This window comes from Nocardioides islandensis (assembly GCF_015352455.1).
Taxonomy (GTDB): domain Bacteria; phylum Actinomycetota; class Actinomycetes; order Propionibacteriales; family Nocardioidaceae; genus Nocardioides; species Nocardioides islandensis.
Genome location: NZ_JADKPN010000010.1, coordinates 1 through 17,979 on the forward strand (window position 1 = coordinate 1; position 17,979 = coordinate 17,979).

The window sequence follows — 17,979 nt, forward strand, 5'->3', positions numbered from 1 at the left end:
CAGCATGGTGGTCGAGCCCGCGAGCACCAGCGAGCGGAGTCGAGACCCCGTGACGCCCACCGGGTCTCGACACGCCGCTCGTCCCTCGCGGCGGCTCGACCACCACGTATCCCTGGTTCGCCGAGCACCGCGGCTGACCACAGCATGGTGGTCGAGCCCGCGAGCGAGCGGAGTCGAGACCCCGTGACGCGCACCGGGTCTCGACACGCCGCTCGTCCCTCGCAGCGGCTCGACCACCACACACCCCCGGTTCGCCGAGCACCGCGGCTGACCACAGCATGGTGGTCGAGCCCGCGAGCGCCAGCGAGCGGAGTCGAGACCCCGTGACGCACACCGGGACTCGACACGCCGCTCGTCCCTCGCAGCGGCTCGACCACCACGTACCCCTGGTTCGCCCAGCACCGCGGCTGACCACAGCATGGTGGTCGAGCCCGCGAGCGCCAGCGAGCGGAGTCGAGACCCCATGACGCCCACCGGGACTCGACACGCCGCTCGCCCCTCGCGGCCGCTCGACCACCACGTATCCCTGGTTCGCCGAGCACCGCGGCTGACCACAGCATGGTGGTCGAGCCCGCGAGCGCCAGCGAGCGGAGTCGAGACCCCGTGACGCGCACCGGGTCTCGACACGCCGCTCGTCCCTCGCGGCGGCTCGACCACCACACACCCCTGGTTCGACCCTGAGGACCGGCGGCGGAGCGTGAGCGTCGCCGTACCCTTGCCGGAGTGGGCCAGCCGTCGTACTCCGTCGGGACGCGGCTGCGCCTGGGCAAGGCCCAGCTGGCGCTGTGGCGACCGACGTGGTCGTGGGTGCGCGGCGTGGTGCGGGCGTTCGTCACGTCGTTCCTGGCGCTGACCGCGAGCCTGTGGTTCCTGCCGGGGGTGCAGGTCGAGCGCGGCGCCGAGTCGGTGGCCAGCCTGGCCGTCCTCGCCCTGGCCCTGAGCGCGATGCTGCGGCCGCTGATCACGCGGCTCACCGTCCTGACCGGGGTGCTCGGCCTGCTGGTCGCCGGACTGCTCGCCCAGGTGCTGGTCCTCTGGCTGGCCCTGCAGCTCGTACCGTCGGTGCGGCCGTTCAGCTTCGGCGACGTGTTCGTCGCGTCCTGGGCGGCGGCGGTGGCGGCGGCGTGCGTGAACTGGCTGTTCGACACCAGCAGCGACGAGGTGTTCCTCGGGCAGCTGCTGGGGCGGGCCGCGCGGCACACCGACCGCGCCGGCAGCACCGGGCCCGGCCTGCTCGTGGTCCAGCTCGACGGGGTCAGCGAACCCGTGCTCCGGCAGGCGATCGCCGCCGGCAGCATGCCGACGCTGTCGCGGTGGATCCGCTCCGGCACGCACTCCCTCAGGGCCTGGCACACCGGCATGCCCGCGACCACCCCGGCCGCGCAGGCCGCCCTGCTGCACGGGGACGACCGGTCGGTGCCCGGCTTCCGGTGGTACGACAAGCAGCGCGGCCGCCTGCTCACCATGAGCCGTCCGGCCGACGTCGCCGAGGTCGAGGCGAGGCTCTCGTCGGGGGACGGGCTGCTCCGGGACGGCGGCGCCAGCATCTCCAACATCTTCAGCGGGGACGCGCCCGTGCGCCGGCTGACCCTGAGCGACGCCCGGCTGCCGGCGAGCGACCGCGGGGCCGCGACGTACGCCTCGCTCCGCGTCGGGTTCACCCGGTCGATCACGCTCTTCGTCGGCCAGATGATCGCCGAGTGGCACCAGGCCCGCCGGCAGCGGATGCGAGGGGTGGAGCCGCGCGTGCACCGCGGAGGCACGTTCCTGCTGCTGCGCGGGGTGACCACGGTCCTGCTGCGCGACCTCAACGTCTCGATCGTCGCCGAGCACCTGACCGAGGGGACGCCGGTGGTGTTCGTGGACTTCGTCGACTACGACGAGGTGGCGCACCACGCCGGGCCGACCCGCCCCGAGTCGCTGCGCACGCTGGAGAACCTTGACCGCGTGCTCAACCTCTTCGACCAGCTGGTCAAGGTCGTCGGCCGCCGGTACGAGCTGGTGGTGCTGTCCGACCACGGCCAGGCCCAGGGCGCGACCTTCCACCAGCTCGACGGGACGACACTCCAGGAGGTCGTCCACGGCCTGACCGTCGACGCCGTCGTGGCGCCCGCCAACGACACGTCCGACGAGACGTGGATCCCGGCCACCCTGCTGGCCGCCGGGGCCGGCGGCGTGGGCGGCGTGGTGAGCCGGGCCGCCCGCAGCGCCACGCGGTCCGACCACGACGACGTACGCCGCCGCGGTGCCGCCGAGGAGCCGTCGGACGTCGTCGTGGCGGTGTCCGGCAGCCTCGCCCACGTCTACGTCACCGGGACCGAGGGCCGGCTGACGCGCCAGGAGGTCGACGCGCGGTACCCCGAGCTGGTCGACGGCCTGGCCGCCCACCACCACATCGGCGCCGTCGTCACCCTGCTGACCAACGGCGACCTCGCCGTCGAGGCGCCGGGTGGGCGGATCGACCTGCGGCCCGGCGCCACTCCCCTGGCGGTCTCGGGGCACGGGCGCGACCCGCTCGCGGCATACGGTCGGCGCGCGGCGTCCGACCTGGTCGCGCTTTCCGCCCGGGCAGACGTCGGCGACGTGATCCTGCTCGGCGCGTACGACGAGGGGCTCGGCGAGGTGGCGGCGTTCGAGGAGCTGGTGGGCTCGCACGGTGGGCTCGGCGGCTGGCAGAACACGGCGTTCGTGCTGCACCCGGCGGGCTGGAAGGTACCCGCCGACGCGCTGACCGGGGTCGGGCTGCACCGCGTGCTGGTGCGCCGCCTGGAGGAGCTCGGCGTGCGCGAGTCCGGGCACCACAGCACGGCGGGCCCGACGCCGGTGACCACCGCATGAGCGATCTCGCCGTCACCTGGTGGGGCCACTCGTCGCTGACCGTGGAGATGGCCGGGGTACGCGTGGCGGTCGACCCGCTGCTCACCGACCGCCTCGCCCACCTGCGCCGCCGCGGCGTGACGCCGGCGGCCGCGGCGTACGACGCGGACGTCGTGGTCGTCTCGCACCAGCACCACGACCACCTGCACGTACCCTCGCTGCGCCGGTTCGGCCCGGACGTCACGCTCGTCGGGCCGCGCGGTGCCGAGCGGCTGCTGGCGCGGGCCGGAGTGGCCGACGTGCGGACGGTCGCTCCCGGCGACGAGCTCGAGGTACGCGGCCTCGTCGTGCAGGTGCAAGCCGCCAGCCACCCCGGCAACCGGCACCCTTGGGCGCGCGGCGACGGCGTGGCCCTGGGGTTCCGCATCGAGGCGGCCGGGCGGTCCTGCTGGTACCCCGGCGACACCGGCCCTCGCGACGACATGGCCGAGGTGGCGGCGGTCGACCTCGCGCTGGTGCCGGTCGGCGGCTGGGGCCCGACGCTGCCGGACACCCACCTCTCCCCCGAGTCCGGCGCCGAGGCCGTGCGCCGGGTGGGCGCGACGTACGCGGTCCCCGTGCACTGGGGCACCTTCTGGCCGATGGGCCTCGAGCGGGTCGCCCCGGGCAACCACCAGCAGCTGTTCGTCTCGCCGGGCGCGCGGTTCGCCGCCGCGCTCGGACGGCCGGGTGACCCGGAGCCGGTCGTCGCCGCGCACGGCGAGCGGGTGCTGCTGCCGTGACGATCACCGAGCTCGACCCCGCGGCGTACCTCGTTCTCTGGACCTTCGTCGCCGTCGGCTCGGTGCTGCCGGTCCTGCCGACCGGACCCGCGGTCAGCGCCGCCGCGGTCATCGCCGCGGACCACCAGCCCTGGGCGATGGTGCCGGTGGTGCTGGTCGGTGCGCTGGGTGCGTACGCCGGGGACGTGGTCACCTACGGCGCCCTGCGGTCGGCCGGCGAGCCGTTGGCGTTGCGGATGCGCTGGCTGCGACGCGACGACCTGTCCCGGCTCGGCCAGGTGCGCCTGGGCATCGCCCACCACGAGCTGCGCACGCTGGTGATCTCGCGGCTGGTTCCCGCCGGCCGGCTGCCCGTGCTCTTCGTCGCCGCGGTCGCGGGGTACCGCTGGCGGCGCTTCGCCGCGGTGGCCGTGATGTCGACGCTGCTGTGGTCGGTGCTGTACGCCGCGATCGGCCTGGCCGGTGCGACCGTGCTGCCGGACACCGGGACGGCACTGGTCGTGGCGGTCGCCGGCGCGTTGCTGTTCACCGCCGTCCAGGTCGGGTACCAGCGGTGGCGGACGGCGAGGGACGCGGCGCAGGGGGTTCCGGGCGACGCGGGGCAGTGACACTCTCGGTCCATGCTCTTCCACATCACGCAGGTCCACGCGCCGGAGGACTGCCCCTACGGCAGCGGCGGTTCACGCAAGTTCCACGACGCGACGGTCGGCGAGGTCACCGTGCACGGTGTCTACGGCGCGTTCATGGAGCACACGATCTACATGATCGTGGAGGCCGACGACTTCGCGATGCTCAACAAGTTCCTGCTCCCGGGCATGAAGGTCTGCACGACCGAGATCACCCCGGTGAGCGCGGATCCGCTGCCCACCTACTAGGCCCAGCTGGTGGGCCGAGCTGCTAGCCCCGGCGGACGACCTCGCAGCCGCTGACCCGGTCCCGGCGGTCGGCGACGGCGACGTCGTCGCCACGCCCGCACCGCACCCGGTCGGCCCGGCCGTCGCGGGCCCGGAGCACGTCGTCACCGAGCCCGCCGACCAGCCGGTCGCGACCCAGCCCGCCGTTCAGGACGTCCGCCCCGGCACTGCCGCGCAGCCGGTCGCGCCCGGGTCCGCCGTAGAGCCGGTCCGCCGCCTTGCCGCCGTCGAGCTTGTCCTTGCCCGTGCCGCCGACCAGCCGGTCCCGGCCGGGGCCGCCGACCAGGCAGTCGACGCCGGCGAGCCCGACGAGGCGGTCACGCCCGGCCAGCCCGTAGAGCAGGTCGCCGTACGGCGTCCCGCGCAGCGTGTCCGCGCCCGCCGTGCCGACCCCGGCGTTGGCGCACGCGCCGGGCAGCGGTCCGGTCGGGACCGGCACCGTCACGGGGGCGCTCGTCGCCGAGGCCGATCCGCCGTCGCCGGTCGCGGTCACGGTGCACGTCAGCACGTGGCTCGCGTCGCCGGCCGGGACGAGGTACGTCGAGCCCGTCGCGCCCGGGACCGGCGCGCCGTCGCGGTTCCAGCGGTAGGCGAAGCTCTCGGCGTCCTTCCAGGTGCCGGGCGTGCAGGTCACCGTCTGCCCGACGCCGGGTGAGCCGGTGATCGTCGGCGGGGTGAGGTTCTTGGGCACCGCCACCCTGCTCAGGTAGATGTCGTCGGCCGCGTCGGTGTCGGCGGGGACGACCGGCTCCTCGGTCGACCAGTAGACCCGCCCGCCGTCGTTGCCGGCCGCCTCGAAGAAGGCGCCCGATGCGCCGTTGCCCGTCGTCAGCTGTGACATCCCCGTGGGGCTCACCTCGTAGAGGTCGTCGCTCGCGTCGGTGTCGCTGCCCAGCAGGGCCTCCTGGGTCGCGAACACGATGCGCGAGCCGTCGGACGACGCCGCCCGGAAGCGCGCGTCGTCGGTCGACGTACCGGGGGTGAGCAGCGTCGTCTGGCCGTTGTTCCAGAGGTAGAGGTCGTCGGCGGCGTCGTTGGGCTCGCCGGTCAGCGCCGAGAAGGCCGTCATGACGATGCGGGTGCCGTCGTCGGAGACGGACCGCGTGTCCAGGTTGGCCTGGTGGCCGGGGGCCGTGGTCAGCAGGACGAGCGTGCCGTTGCGCCAGGCGTACAGGTCCTCCTCGCTGTCGGAGTCCTGTGGCAGCAGCGCCTCGTCGGTGCTGAGGCCGACGGTCGTCAGGTCACGGTTGGCGTCGGTGAAGAACGCGGCGACGTCGGCGGTCCCGGCGCTCAGCAACGTGGTCACACCGTTGGCCCAGAGGTAGACGTCGGAGGCGGCGTCGGTGTCGGCGGTGGTCAGGCGGTCGGTGGTGGAGAACACCACACGACTGCCGTCGGGCGACGTCGCCAGGGGCTCGGCCGGGTCGTCGACCGTGCCGCCGGTGGGTCCCGTGCTCACCAGCGTGGTCTGGCCGCCCGCGCGCCGGTACAGGTCGTCGCCGTTGTCGGTGTCCGCCGCGACCAGCTGCTCGTCGGTCTGGAACACCACGACGGACGCATCGTCCGACGCGCCCGCGAAGTACGACTGGTGGGCGCCGTTGCCGCCGGTCGGTCCGAGGGTGAGACGGGTCAGCGTGCCGTTCTGCCAGAGGTACAGGTCGCCGGTGGCGTCGGTGTCGTCGCCGGTGAGCGCCTCCATCGACGAGACGACAGCGCGCGAGCCGTCGGCCGAGACCGCCCAGACCTGGGCACCGTCCAGGGCGGTGTCCCCCGCGCCCGTCGTGACGAGCACGGGCTGGTCGCCGATCTCGGTGTACACGTCGTACTGGGCGTCCTGGTCCGCCGGCACCAGCTGGGTACTGGCCTCCCAGAACACCCGGCTGCCGTCCGCGGACACGGTGACGTTCTGGAAGAAGGGGGACCCGCCGAGGACCGGCAGTCCGACGGTGACCAGGCGGGTCGTGCCCGCCGTGTGGTCGTAGATGTCCGTCTGCCCGCCGTCCGTGTCAGCGGCGACGAGGGACTCGTCGGTGGTGAAGAAGGCGTGGTTGCCGTCCGGCGTACCGGCCTCGAACATCGTCGGCACGGGTCCGTCCCCGCCCGCCGCTCCCGTCGAGACCAGCTCCAGCACGCTGTGGTCGGCGGTCGCGGGCGCCGCGGCCACCGCGAGCCCTCCCAGTGCGACCGCCAGCACCGTGGCGGCGCGCAGCGCCGTCCCCCGAGTCGTCATTCCCCGTGCCCCTCTCGTTGGAGGGTCAGCCTAAGCAGGCCCGGTGGCCCGGTCGAGGATCCCTGACCGCAGATGCATAACGATGTGACGGGTCGGCGGGGGGGGGTCGGCGGGGGTCGGCGGGGGGTCCGCGCCGCCGCCCGGTGCGGTGTCCTGCTCGTCGTGGGCGTGGTGGCACCTCTTGGCGCCGTCCTTGCGGAAGAACGTCCGGAGGTCGATGTCGTTGCGGGGTCGCCGAACGGCACCAATTTCGTCCGGATGTGAAGATCTTTCGGCAAGAGATTTCAGAAGTCGTGCCTGACAACCAGGCGGTGCCGACGGTGCTCAGCTCTCGGTCGGTCGACCCGGGGTACGCGGGCGACACGGCAGCCGTGAGAGGTGCGGCGGGTCCGCGGTCGGGTGCCGGAAATCGCGCGATCGCGCCGGAATTGCAGATTCCCGGCTCGGAAACCTGCCATTTCCGCGCGATCGCGCCCGTTCAGCAGGCCGGAGTGAGAGCACCCCGTACGGCGAGGCGCCCTCACCGCGGTACGCCGGACCCCAAGCCATGCGCGTGCGATCCCGGGCAGATCTTTCGCACGAGTTGTGCGATTCTCTGCGCACCAACCACCGAAAGTCGGCGGTCGCGGACTGAAAGGCACCATGACCGAGCACCTGCCCGACGCGAGGCCACCGTGGGAGCATGCGGCCATGGCGCACTTCCTGTCCGGCCGGGCCGAGACGCCGACGCAGTCGAAGATCCTGACCTACGTCCGCGACGAGGGTCCGCTCTCGCGCATCGACCTGGCCGGCCGGCTGGGCGTGTCGCGCACGACCGTGGCGGCCGAGGCCGGCCGGCTCGTCGAGCTCGGACTCGCCGTCGACGGCGGCCCGGCGGCCTCACGAGGCGGTCGCCGGTCGACGCTGGTCGACCTGGACCCCGGTCTGCGGTTCGTCGGCATCGAGCTGGGCGCCACCTCGATGCGGGTGGCGGTAACCGACGGCCGGCTCCAGGTGCTGGCCCGCGACAGCTCACCGATCGAGATCCGCCGCGGCCCGGAGGCGGTGCTCGCCGAGGCGCTGGACACGACCCGCAAGCTCCTCGCGGCCGAGGGGGTCGAGAAGCCCGCCGGCGTGGGCATCGGCGTGCCCGGACCGGTGGACTTCCAGGGCGGCGTACCGGTGTCGCCGCCGATCATGCCGGGCTGGGACGGGTACCCCGTGCGCGACGCCCTCTCCCGCGAGCTCGGTACGCCGGTCCTCCTCGACAACGACGTGAACGTGATGGCGCTCGGCGAGCAGCACACGGGCGTCGCCCGGTCCGCCTCGGACTTCCTGTTCGTCAAGATCGGCACCGGCATCGGGTGCGGCATCGTCGTCGGCGGACACCTCTACCGCGGCGCCGACGGGTGCGCCGGGGACATCGGCCACATCCGCATCGACGCCAACGGACCCGTCTGCGCGTGCGGCAACCACGGCTGCCTCGAGGCGTTCTTCGGCGGCGCGGCGCTGGCGCGCGACGCGACCGCCGCCGCCCAGGGCGGCCGCTCGCCGGTGCTGGCCGAGCTGCTCGAGGAGGACGGCGCGCTGACCGCCGAGAGCGTCGGACGCGCGCTCACGCGCGGCGACGCCGAGGCCCTGGCGCTGACCCGGGAGGGCGGCCGTCGCGTGGGCTCGGTGCTGGCCAACCTGGTCTCGTTCTTCAACCCCGGCCTCATCGTCATCGGCGGCGGCGTGGCCGGCCTCGGCCACTCGTTGCTGGCCGAGATCCGCAGCTCGATCTACCGCCAGTCGCTGCCGCTGGCGACCGGCAACCTCCCCGTCGTGCTCAGCGAGCTCGGGGGCGACTCCGGGGTGATCGGCTCCGCCCGCCTCATCAGCGACGCGGTCTACGCCGTGGCCTAACCTTTCGCAACAAACTTTCGTTTGAGTATTGCGCACTTGCGATTAGCGCCATAGATTCCTCGCCCAAGCGGTAGTGACGGTCGTCACGCCGCGTCCCAGGGAACGAGGAGCCACGTGGCCGAGCAGGCACGCGAGCAGCAGGAGCTGCTGCTGCACATGCGCGGGATCGTCAAGACGTTCCCCGGCGTCCGCGCACTCGACGGCGTCGACCTGGACGTCCGCGCCGGTGAGGTGCACTGCCTGCTGGGCCAGAACGGCGCGGGCAAGTCCACGCTCATCAAGGTGCTCGCCGGAGCCCACCGCCCCGACGAGGGCACCATCGAGTGGCGCGGCGAGCAGGTCACCCTCGCCAACCCGAACGCCGCGATCGCCCGCGGCATCTCCACGATCTACCAGGAGCTCGACCTGGTCGCCGGCCTGAGCGTCGCGGAGAACATCTTCCTCGGGCACGAGAAGTCGCGCGGCGGCCTGCTCAAGCGTTCCGAGACCCGGGCGGCCGCCCGCGCCCTGCTCAAGCGGCTCGGCCACGGCGAGATCCGGGTCGACCGCGAGGTGGGTACCCTCCCCGCGTCCGGTCAGCAGATCGTCTCCATGGCACGGGCCCTCAGCCACGACACCCGGCTGATCGTGATGGACGAGCCCTCGGCCGCGCTCGACCAGCAGGAGGTGCAGACCCTCTTCCAGGTGATCCGCGACCTCACCGCCGAAGGCGTCGCGGTCGTCTACATCTCCCATCGCCTGGAGGAGATCCGCCAGATCGGCGACCGGGTCACCGTCCTCAAGGACGGCCGCACCGTCGCCACCGACCTCCCGGCACGCGGCACCGCCACCGCCGACCTCATCCGGCTGATGACCGGCCGCGAGATCGAGTACGTCTTCCCCGAGGGACCCGCAGCCGCCACTGACAGCAAGGTCGTCCTCGAGGTCGACGGCCTCGGCCTGACGAAGAAGTTCGCCGACGTGTCCTTCCAGGTCCGTGCCGGCGAGATCGTCGGCCTCGCCGGGCTCGTGGGCGCCGGCCGCTCGGAGATCCTCGAGACCGTGTACGGCGCCCGCAAGGCGTCGACCGGCACGGTCACCGTCGACGGCAAGCGGCTGCGCGCCGGCTCGGTGCAGGCCGCCGTCCGCGCCGGCATCGGCCTCGCGCCGGAGGAGCGCAAGAGCCAGGGACTGCTGCTCGACCAGGCGGTCTACCGCAACATCACGGTCTCCTCGATGAGTCGCTTCTCCCGCGCAGGCTTCCTGGACCGTGGTGCCGAGCGCGCCCAGGCCCGCGAGCTCGCCGAGTCGCTCGACGTACGCCCCACCGGAGTCGACCGCCCCGTCCGCAACCTGTCCGGCGGCAACCAGCAGAAGGTCGTGCTGGCCCGGTGGCTGCTGCGCGACTGCCGCGTCCTGCTGCTCGACGAGCCCACCCGCGGCGTCGACGTCGGCGCCCGCAGCGAGATCTACGCCCTGATCCGATCCCTCGCCACGCGCGGGGTAGCCGTCGTCGTCGTGTCCAGCGAGGTCGAGGAGGTGCTCGGCCTCGCCGACCGCGTCCTGGTCGTTCGTGAGGGCCTCGTCGTCCACGAGGGTCCGGCCGAGGACATCGACGAGCACAAGGTCCTGGACCTGGTGATGGAAGGAAGTGCCGCGTGACACAGGAACGCACCGCGCCCGCCCACGAGGGCGCCGAGCCACCGGCCCAGGCGCCGCTGGCCGGCAGCGGCACGCCCCAGGGCTCCGGGCTCGCCCAGCAGGTGCTGGGCTCGTCCGTCGGCCGCAACCTCGGTCTCGTCGTCGCGCTCCTGATCCTGTGCGGCGTCGGCATCTGGACCGCCGGGGAGCAGTTCGCCAGCGTCGACAACGCGCTGACGATCCTGCGGCTCGCCTCCGTCATCGGCGTCGTCTCCGTCGGGATGACGTTCGTGATCACCGGCGGCGGCATCGACCTGTCGGTCGGCGCCATCGTGGCCCTGTCCTCGGTCTGGTCGACCACGCTGGCCACCCAGACGATGGCCGAGGACTACCACTGGTCGGTGATCGTGCTGGCCGCCCTCGCCGTCGGCACCGGCTGCGGTCTGGTCAACGGGCTCCTCGTGTCCTACGGCAAGGTCGTCCCGTTCATCGCGACCCTCGCGATGCTGGCCAGTGCCCGCGGCCTGGCGGAGATCATCTCCGAGCGGCGCACCCAGATCGTCCACGTCACCGACTTCACGAAGTTCTTCCGCGCCGACGTCATCGGCATCCCGGTCCTCGTCATCATCTTCGCGCTCGTCGCGGTCGTCGGTTGGGTCGTGCTCAACCGCACGACCTTCGGGCGCCGCACCTTCGCGGTCGGCGGCAACCCGGAGGCCGCGCGCCTCGCCGGCATCGACGTACGCCGCCACACCGTCGCGCTCTACGCGATCGTCGGCCTGTGCTGCGGCATCGCCGCGGTCATGCTCGTGGCCCGCACGACGACCGGGTCCTCGACCCACGGCACGCTCTACGAGCTCGACGCCATCGCGGCGGTCGTCATCGGCGGCACGCTGCTCTCCGGCGGTCGCGGCACGATCGTCGGCACGGTTCTCGGCGTGCTGATCTTCACCACGCTCCAGAACGTCTTCGTGCAGAACGACCTGTCCAGCTCGGTCCAAGCCGTGGCCAAGGGACTCATCATCGTCGCCGCCGTCCTGCTCCAGCAGCGACTCGCGGCGCGCAGCAACACCGGTAGTTCGTAGGGCACCACGTCACAGGCACCACCCAGCAAGAGAAGCCGCTCGGGCCTCCACCACATCGAGGAGCACATCCATGTCACGACCCATCAAGCACCCGTTCCGGCTGGTGTCCGGCGTAGCCGTCGCGGCCCTGCTGGTGCTGACCGGTTGCACGAGCAACAGCCCGGACTCCGAGGCGTCGGGAGACGGCGGCGGAGGAGACACCAAGGCGGTGTCGGCCAACGACGACCCCGGTGACACCGTCACCATCGGCTTCTCCGGCCCGGCCGCGGACCATGGCTGGCTGGCCGCGATCAACAGCTCGGCGCTCGCGGAGGCCGAGAAGTACGACGACATCGAGCTGAAGACGGCCGAGGGCACCAACGACCCCAGCCAGCAGATCAGTCAGGTGGAGACCTTCATCAACGACAAGGTCGACGCCATCGTCCTGCTGCCCACCGACGGCGCCGCGCTCACCGACATCGCCATCGAGGCGATGGACGCGGGCATCCCGGTCATCAACGTGGACCGTGAGTTCTCCTCGCCGTTCGCCGCGCGGGCCACGATCCTCGGTGACAACTACGGCATGGGCGTCTCCGCAGGCACCTACGCGTGCCAGGTGATCGACGAGAAGGGCATCGAGGACCCGGTCATCGCCGAGATCGCCGGCATCGACGCGCTGCCCCTGACCCAGGACCGCTCGAAGGGCTTCAAGGACGCCCTCAAGGCGTGCGGCCAGACCGTCGACAACCGCGTCGCCGCGGAGTTCACGGTGGAGTCCGGCGAGGAGCAGGCCTCCAACCTGCTGCAGGCGGCGCCGAAGATCGACATCCTCTGGAACCACGACGACGACCAGGGCGTCGGCGTCAAGGCCGCGCTGGACAACGCCGGCCGTGACGAGATGACCTTCATCGGCGGTGCTGGTTCCTGCAACGCGATGGACTGGATCCGCGACGGCTCGATGGCGGCCACCGTCATCTACCCGCCGACCCAGGCCGCGGACGGCATCAAGCTGGCTCGTCTGATCGCCCAGGACAAGGGTCTCTCGGACCTCGTGCAGGTCGAGGTCCCGAAGCGCATCGTGCTGAACGCACCGGTCGTGACCGCCGACAACGTCGACGAGTACAGCGACCTCTGCTTCGAGTCTTGACCCACCACACCCCGAGAAGGACCGGCCGGGTCGCACTGCGAACGGCCCGGCCGGTCCTCCCCACCGACGTACCTCGACGTAAGGACGTGCCATGGACACGAACGCTCCCGAGCTGGGGGTGGGCCTGGTCGGTCACGCCTTCATGGGTGCGGCCCACTCGCAGGCGTGGCGTTCGGCGCCGCGCTTCTTCGACCTGCCGCTGACGCCGCGGATGCGGGCTCTCTGCGGTCGTGACCCGGGCCGCGTCGCGGAGGCCGCGGCCCGGCTCGGCTGGGAGTCCACCGAGACCGACTGGACCCGCCTGCTCACCCGTGACGACATCGACCTGGTCGACGTCTGCACCCCCGGCGACTCCCATGCCGAGATCGCCATCGCGGCGCTCGACGCGGGCAAGCACGTGCTCTGCGAGAAGCCGCTGGCCAACACCGTGGCCGAGGCCCAGGCGATGACCGAGGCCGCCGAGCGGGCGGCCGCGAACGGCGTGCTCGCGATGGTCGGCTTCACCTACCGCCGCGTGCCCGCCATCGCGCTGGCCAAGCAGCTGGTCGACGAGGGCCGGATCGGAGAGATCCGCCACGTGCGGGCGCAGTACCTCCAGGACTGGATCGCCGACCCCGCCGCCCCCATGTCGTGGCGGCTCGAGAAGGACAAGGCGGGCTCCGGCGCGCTCGGCGACATCGGCGCGCACATCGTCGACCTCACCCAGCACATCACCGGCGACCACATCGCCCGTGTCAGCGGCCTCCTCGAGACCTTCGTCCACGAGCGCCCGCTCCCCTCCCCCTCGTCCGGCGCCCTGCTGGGAGGTACGTCGCAGGACGGCGGCCCCACCGGTCACGTGACCGTCGACGACGCCGCGGTGTTCCTGGCCCGGTTCGGCGGCGGTGCGGTCGGCGTCTTCGAGGCGACCCGCTTCGCGACCGGCCGCAAGAACGCCATCCGGATCGAGGTCAACGGCTCGCTCGGCAGCCTGGCCTTCGACTTCGAGGACATGAACGTCCTCCACCTCTACGACGCCCAGGAGGCCGCCGAGACCGCCGGCTTCCGCCGCATCCTGGTGACGGAGCCGACGCACCCGTACGTCGGCGCCTGGTGGCCGCCCGGCCACGGCCTCGGCTACGAGCACGGCTTCACCCACCAGGTCGTCGACCTGGTGACCGCGATCAGCAAGGGCGAGCAGCCCCTTCCGTCGTTCGCCGACGGCCTCCAGGTGCAGAGTGTGCTGGCGGCCGTCGAGCACAGCGCCGAGACCGGCGCGTGGCAACCGACCGCCGTACCCGTCCCCGCCTGAGGAGCCTTCGATGACCCGCCCGATCACGCTGTTCACCGGCCAGTGGGCCGACCTGCCGTTCGCGGAGATGTGCCGGCTGGCCTCGGAGTGGGGGTACGACGGCCTCGAGATCGCCTGCTGGGGCGACCACTTCGACCCGTGGGCCGCGGTCGAGGACGACTCCTACGTCAAGGACAAGCTGGCACTCCTGGAGAAGCACAACCTCAAGGTCTGGGCCATCTCCAACCACCTCAAGGGCCAGGCCGTCTGCGACGACCCGATCGACGAGCGGCACCAGGGCATCCTGCCCAGCCGCATCTGGGGCGACGGCGACGCCGAGGGCGTCCGGCAGCGCGCGGCCGAGGAGATGAAGATGACCGCCCGCGCCGCGCGCAAGCTCGGCGTCGACACGGTCGTCGGCTTCACCGGCTCCTCGATCTGGAAGTACGTCGCGATGTTCCCGCCGGCGACCCAGGCGATGGTCGACGCCGGCTACGAGGACTTCGCCGACCGCTGGAACCCGATCCTCGACGTCTTCGACTCCGAGGGCGTCCGGTTCGCCCACGAGGTACACCCCTCCGAGATCGCCTACGACTACTGGACGACCGTCCGGGCGATGGAGGCGATCGGCCACCGGCCGGCCTTCGGGCTCAACTGGGACCCCTCGCACTTCGTCTGGCAGGACCTCGACCCGGTCTCGTTCCTCTGGGACTTCAAGGACCGGATCTACCACGTCGACTGCAAGGACACGAAGCTCCAGGTCGGCGGCGGCCGCAACGGCCGCCTGGGCTCGCACCTCGCGTGGGCGGACCCACGCCGCGGCTGGGACTTCGTCTCGACGGGTCACGGCGACGTCCCGTGGGAGCGCTGCTTCCGGATGCTCAACACCATCGGGTACGACGGGCCCATCTCGGTCGAGTGGGAGGACGCCGGCATGGACCGGCTCCGTGGGGCCCCGGAGGCACTCGAGTTCGTGCGGAACCTCGCCTTCGACGCTCCGGAGGCCGCCTTCGACGCGGCGTTCTCGAGCGACTCCTAGGTCTTCAGGTAGGCCCGGACCAGCCCGACCGACTCCTCGTGGAAGCGTCGCAGCTGCTCGCGGGTGACGTACCCGAGGTGCGGCGTCAGCGTCGCGCCCGACAGTGAGCGCAGCGGGGAGCCGCCGGGCAGCGGCTCCTCGTCGTACACGTCGAGCGCCGCGCGGATCCGCCCCTCGCGAACGGCCTCGACCAGCGCGGCCTCGTCGACGATCGGCCCGCGGGACGTGTTCACCAGCAGCGCGCCGGGCTTCATGCGCGCGAGCTCGGCGGCACCGAGGAGACCGCGTGACCGGTCGCCGAGCTTGAGGTGGATCGACACCACGTCGGAGGTGGCCAGCAGCTCGTCGAGGGGGAGGTACGTCGCGCCGCGCTCCGCCGCGTCCTCCGGCGTGAGGTTCGCGCTCCACGCGACGACGTCCATCCCGAACGCCCGGGCGAACGGCACCATGGCCGAGCCGAGCCGGCCGAGCCCGACGAGCCCGAGCCGCGTGCCGTCGAGCTCGATGCCGACCGTCGTCTGCCAGGCACCTTCGCGCATGCCATGGTCCTCGACCGCCAGGTGCCGCTGCGCCGCCAGGATCAGTCCCCACGTCAGCTCCGTGGTCGCGCGGGACGGACCCGAGGTGCCGTACGCGAGCGCGATCCCGCACTCCCCCGCCGCGGCCACGTCGATGGCGGCGTTGGCCGCGCCGGTCGAGACGATCAGGCGTACGTCGCGGAGCCGGTCGAGGACCTCGCGAGGGAACGCCGCCCGCTCGCGCATGGTGACCACGACCTCGACCCCGGCCAGCGCGTCGACGAGCGCGTCACCGGCGAGGTGCTCGCGATGGAACTCCACCTCGGCGTCGAGCGAGGCCCAGTCGGCGAGCTCCGGCGCCACGCCCTGGTAGTCGTCGAGCACCGCCACCCGTACCGGTCCGTCGGTCACGCGGTCATCGTCCCAGCCACACGAGGGGGTGAGCCGGGCAGTACCTCGCCGGATGTGGGTGGCGAGGTACTGGCGCGGCTCTTGCCCCCCAGCGAGGCCGCGACGACGCCAAGAGCGCCCCCTGGACAGGGACCGTAGACCACCCGGCGGGCCGTCCGGGCCGCAAGCGCAGAACCGGACGTCCTGACTAGTCGGTCCAGGCAACTCTGGGCAACTTCGCCGGCTCCCGCTCGGCCTTCCACGCCCACGTTCCTGCGTTGTGTCCGCCGGCGAACGGTGTACGCAACGCGAGCGGAGGAGTGTCCCTGGCATCGGGTCCACCGGGCCCACGACCCGAAGGGGCACACGCCATGACCATCATCGACACCACCACCGTCTCGGTCCTCTTCGCCCTCGTCGCCCTCGCCGTCCTGACCGGCGTGGTCGCCATCGGCATCGCTCTGGTCCGCACCCCAGGCATCCGCTTCCACCTGCCCCGGCACGCCGAGCCCGTGCTGCACGGTCGCCTCGCCCACTGACTCCTCCTCACACGAACCACAGCCGGACCCGTTGACGGGTCCGGCTGTGGCGCGTCCCAGGTGGGTGGTGGACGACCCATCGGCCACAATGGGCACCGCCCAGCCCCCGTAGCTCAGCTGGATAGAGCGGCGGCCTTCTAATCCGCGGGTCACAGGTTCGAATCCTGTCGGGGGCGCCAGAGTTTCGCAGTCAGAGGCCCTTTCGTGCGTGTCGATCCGCCGGTCACGGGAACCGGTGCTCGGACCGCTGCACGAGCTTTCTTGGGATGGCCGAGGCACGGGGTCACACCTGCACGTCGATGGGCTCGAGGCCCGTGGTCTTCTACAAACGCCTTCCCCACCTCAGCATGAGATTCTCGACCTCGGCGGCGTCAGGGATGGCGCCGCTCGTGCCGGACTGCTGTACCGAAACGTCCGCAGATCAAGTGGTCCGAGCGGCTCTCTCGAACAGTGCAACTGCGATCGGTCAGCCTTTGACGTAGGAGAGCTTCTCGCAGACCAGGTCGTCGCGGAACCGGATGACGTCGACACCGCGGACGTGGCCAGGGTCCGAGCCCGCCCAGGCGTAGCGCCAGCGGACGACTGCGCGGTCGCCGGACACGAAGGACTCCTCCTCGGTGAAGATCATCCCGGGCGTGCGCATGACCTCGGTGAAGGCCGTCCGGACTGCGTCGCGCCCTTCGATTCTCTGCCCGTCGGGCGCGGGCGAGGTGGTTTCGACGACGAAGTCGTCGGTGACCAAGGCAAGCGCGGCGCCGAGGTCGCCGTCGCGGAAGGCGCTGTTGAATCGTACGAGTGTCCGGTGGTGGGGCCCCCACCCCGCGTCGCGTCCGAAGCGCGCTAGTAGGTCGTGCTGGGCGTCGCCGGTGAGCTCACGTCGCGTGGAGACGGCGCCGGCGTCGCGATAGGCCTCCTCCTGGTTGTCGAACCAGCGGGTGATCGCGTGCACGAGGTGGGGGTCCATCCTGGTGTCGGCGCCGATGGCCACCGCTACGTCCCAGCCGTGGACCAGATTGTCGGCGGCCAGCTGCATGGCGTACTCCTCCTTCGGCGTCTCCCCGAAGGACAGCTGCACGCTGCCGCCGAGTGGCAGCTGGGTGGTCACTGCCTTGATGGCCTCGCGGGCAGCCGCCAACGCTGAGCCGATCGGGTCGGTCCCGAGCACGTCCCCGTCGAACCGGTCACCGACCGCCTCGATGGCGGCGCCCTCCATGAGCGGGACCGTCCAGAGGTTCTCATAGGTGACGTGGTTGACGAGGTCGCGCACGGTCCACTCGGTGCACGGGGTCGGGTCCGCCCACTGATCGCCGCGCACGGTGTTGACCCGATCGGCGAAGAACTCCACTGTGCGGTGGTAGAGCGTGTTCACGTCCATCTCAGTTTCCTTTCACACGAGGCCGCTCCCGAACGCAAGCTCGGCCTGATGCAGCCACCACGGCAACACCGCCGTTACGCGCACAGATGTCGAAGACGGGGTCGAAGCGCGTCACGAGGATCCGGGAGTACCGAACGGTCCATGCCCCATGGTCCTCGCCGATTCCTGGGCGCGCAGCCCCGAATCGTTACGTCGCGGTGACGCACCCTGAAGCGACTCCTTGCTCTTCGCTCATCTCGAAGCGGAGATCAATGGTGACTTTCCCTCGATCTCGTCGACCGGTTGGCTCGACATCGCCTCCGGGAGCGTTCGCACGCCGAACCATCATCGTGAGTGGTTCGGTCACCCCAAGAACGGCTGAGGCCATCTCGTCGAGTCGTGCCGGTGCTG

General features: G+C 71.9%; 14 protein-coding genes and 1 tRNA gene. 12 read left to right on the top strand and 3 right to left on the bottom strand.

From position 1 onward, the window contains the following. Positions 1-723: 723 nt before the first annotated feature. The 4 genes from ISU07_RS15570 to ISU07_RS15585 are packed head-to-tail and all read left to right on the top strand — an operon-like array spanning position 724 to position 4,474. On the top strand, positions 724-2,838 hold the full coding sequence (locus ISU07_RS15570; RefSeq protein ID WP_194707746.1) for an alkaline phosphatase family protein: 2,115 nt from the start codon (positions 724-726) through the stop codon (positions 2,836-2,838). Next, positions 2,835-3,599, top strand: a complete 765-nt coding sequence (locus ISU07_RS15575; RefSeq protein ID WP_194707747.1) for an MBL fold metallo-hydrolase — start codon at positions 2,835-2,837, stop codon at positions 3,597-3,599. The genes ISU07_RS15570 and ISU07_RS15575 overlap by 4 nt, the downstream gene beginning before the upstream one ends. Beyond that, positions 3,596-4,207, top strand: coding sequence for a DedA family protein (locus ISU07_RS15580; RefSeq protein ID WP_194707748.1), 612 nt, complete (start codon positions 3,596-3,598; stop codon positions 4,205-4,207). The genes ISU07_RS15575 and ISU07_RS15580 overlap by 4 nt, the downstream gene beginning before the upstream one ends. A 12-nt stretch (positions 4,208-4,219) precedes the next feature. Continuing rightward, a complete protein-coding gene (locus ISU07_RS15585; RefSeq protein ID WP_194707749.1) occupies positions 4,220-4,474 on the top strand; it encodes a DUF3303 family protein in 255 nt (84 codons plus the stop codon). A 22-nt stretch (positions 4,475-4,496) separates the two neighbouring features. Here ISU07_RS15585 and ISU07_RS15590 read toward each other — a convergent pair whose 3' ends face one another. Next, a complete protein-coding gene (locus tag ISU07_RS15590; protein WP_194707750.1) occupies positions 4,497-6,743 on the bottom strand; it encodes a hypothetical protein in 2,247 nt (748 codons plus the stop codon). A gap of 690 nt (positions 6,744-7,433) precedes the next feature. Here ISU07_RS15590 and ISU07_RS15595 point away from each other — a divergent pair. The 6 genes from ISU07_RS15595 (at position 7,434) to ISU07_RS15620 (ending at position 14,767) form a co-directional block, all read left to right on the top strand. Continuing rightward, entirely contained in the window at positions 7,434-8,627 is a 1,194-nt protein-coding gene (locus ISU07_RS15595; protein ID WP_194707751.1) for an ROK family transcriptional regulator, read from the top strand. Positions 8,628-8,741: 114 nt separating this feature from the next. Further along, complete coding sequence (locus ISU07_RS15600) at positions 8,742-10,268, top strand: sugar ABC transporter ATP-binding protein (protein ID WP_323742637.1); 1,527 nt, start codon at positions 8,742-8,744, stop codon at positions 10,266-10,268. Beyond that, entirely contained in the window at positions 10,265-11,332 is a 1,068-nt protein-coding gene (locus tag ISU07_RS15605; protein ID WP_194707752.1) for an ABC transporter permease, read from the top strand. The genes ISU07_RS15600 and ISU07_RS15605 overlap by 4 nt, the downstream gene beginning before the upstream one ends. Before the next feature lie 70 nt (positions 11,333-11,402). Further along, positions 11,403-12,458, top strand: coding sequence for a substrate-binding domain-containing protein (locus ISU07_RS15610; RefSeq protein ID WP_194707753.1), 1,056 nt, complete (start codon positions 11,403-11,405; stop codon positions 12,456-12,458). Positions 12,459-12,549: 91 nt separating this feature from the next. Continuing rightward, the gene (locus ISU07_RS15615) at positions 12,550-13,749 is read left to right on the top strand and encodes a Gfo/Idh/MocA family protein (protein WP_194707754.1); all 1,200 of its coding nucleotides are present in this window, start codon (positions 12,550-12,552) and stop codon (positions 13,747-13,749) included. A 10-nt stretch (positions 13,750-13,759) separates the two neighbouring features. Beyond that, complete coding sequence (locus ISU07_RS15620; protein ID WP_194707755.1) at positions 13,760-14,767, top strand: sugar phosphate isomerase/epimerase family protein; 1,008 nt, start codon at positions 13,760-13,762, stop codon at positions 14,765-14,767. Here ISU07_RS15620 and ISU07_RS15625 read toward each other — a convergent pair. After that, complete coding sequence (locus tag ISU07_RS15625; RefSeq protein WP_323742638.1) at positions 14,764-15,696, bottom strand: D-2-hydroxyacid dehydrogenase family protein; 933 nt, start codon at positions 15,694-15,696, stop codon at positions 14,764-14,766. The two genes, ISU07_RS15620 and ISU07_RS15625, sit on opposite strands and share 4 nt — an antisense overlap. Positions 15,697-16,046: 350 nt before the next feature. Here ISU07_RS15625 and ISU07_RS15630 point away from each other — a divergent pair, with 350 nt between their 5' ends. Both ISU07_RS15630 and ISU07_RS15635 read left to right on the top strand, forming a co-directional pair. Beyond that, positions 16,047-16,214, top strand: a complete 168-nt coding sequence (locus ISU07_RS15630) for a hypothetical protein (protein ID WP_194707757.1) — start codon at positions 16,047-16,049, stop codon at positions 16,212-16,214. A gap of 102 nt (positions 16,215-16,316) precedes the next feature. Next, positions 16,317-16,393: transfer RNA gene (locus tag ISU07_RS15635), tRNA-Arg, on the top strand. Between the two features lie 287 nt (positions 16,394-16,680). Here ISU07_RS15635 and ISU07_RS15640 read toward each other — a convergent pair. After that, complete coding sequence (locus tag ISU07_RS15640) at positions 16,681-17,589, bottom strand: TIGR03086 family metal-binding protein (protein WP_194707758.1); 909 nt, start codon at positions 17,587-17,589, stop codon at positions 16,681-16,683. Positions 17,590-17,979: the final 390 nt, after the last annotated feature.

Coding starts and splice junctions, on each gene's coding strand:
- ISU07_RS15590 (WP_194707750.1), bottom strand. CDS start 6,743: ATGACGACTCGGGGGACGGCGCTGCGCGCCGCCACGGTGCTGGCGGTC.
- ISU07_RS15585 (WP_194707749.1), top strand. CDS start 4,220: ATGCTCTTCCACATCACGCAGGTCCACGCGCCGGAGGACTGCCCCTAC.
- ISU07_RS15620 (WP_194707755.1), top strand. CDS start 13,760: ATGACCCGCCCGATCACGCTGTTCACCGGCCAGTGGGCCGACCTGCCG.
- ISU07_RS15615 (WP_194707754.1), top strand. CDS start 12,550: ATGGACACGAACGCTCCCGAGCTGGGGGTGGGCCTGGTCGGTCACGCC.
- ISU07_RS15630 (WP_194707757.1), top strand. CDS start 16,047: ATGACCATCATCGACACCACCACCGTCTCGGTCCTCTTCGCCCTCGTC.
- ISU07_RS15595 (WP_194707751.1), top strand. CDS start 7,434: ATGGCGCACTTCCTGTCCGGCCGGGCCGAGACGCCGACGCAGTCGAAG.
- ISU07_RS15610 (WP_194707753.1), top strand. CDS start 11,403: ATGTCACGACCCATCAAGCACCCGTTCCGGCTGGTGTCCGGCGTAGCC.
- ISU07_RS15575 (WP_194707747.1), top strand. CDS start 2,835: ATGAGCGATCTCGCCGTCACCTGGTGGGGCCACTCGTCGCTGACCGTG.
- ISU07_RS15640 (WP_194707758.1), bottom strand. CDS start 17,589: ATGGACGTGAACACGCTCTACCACCGCACAGTGGAGTTCTTCGCCGAT.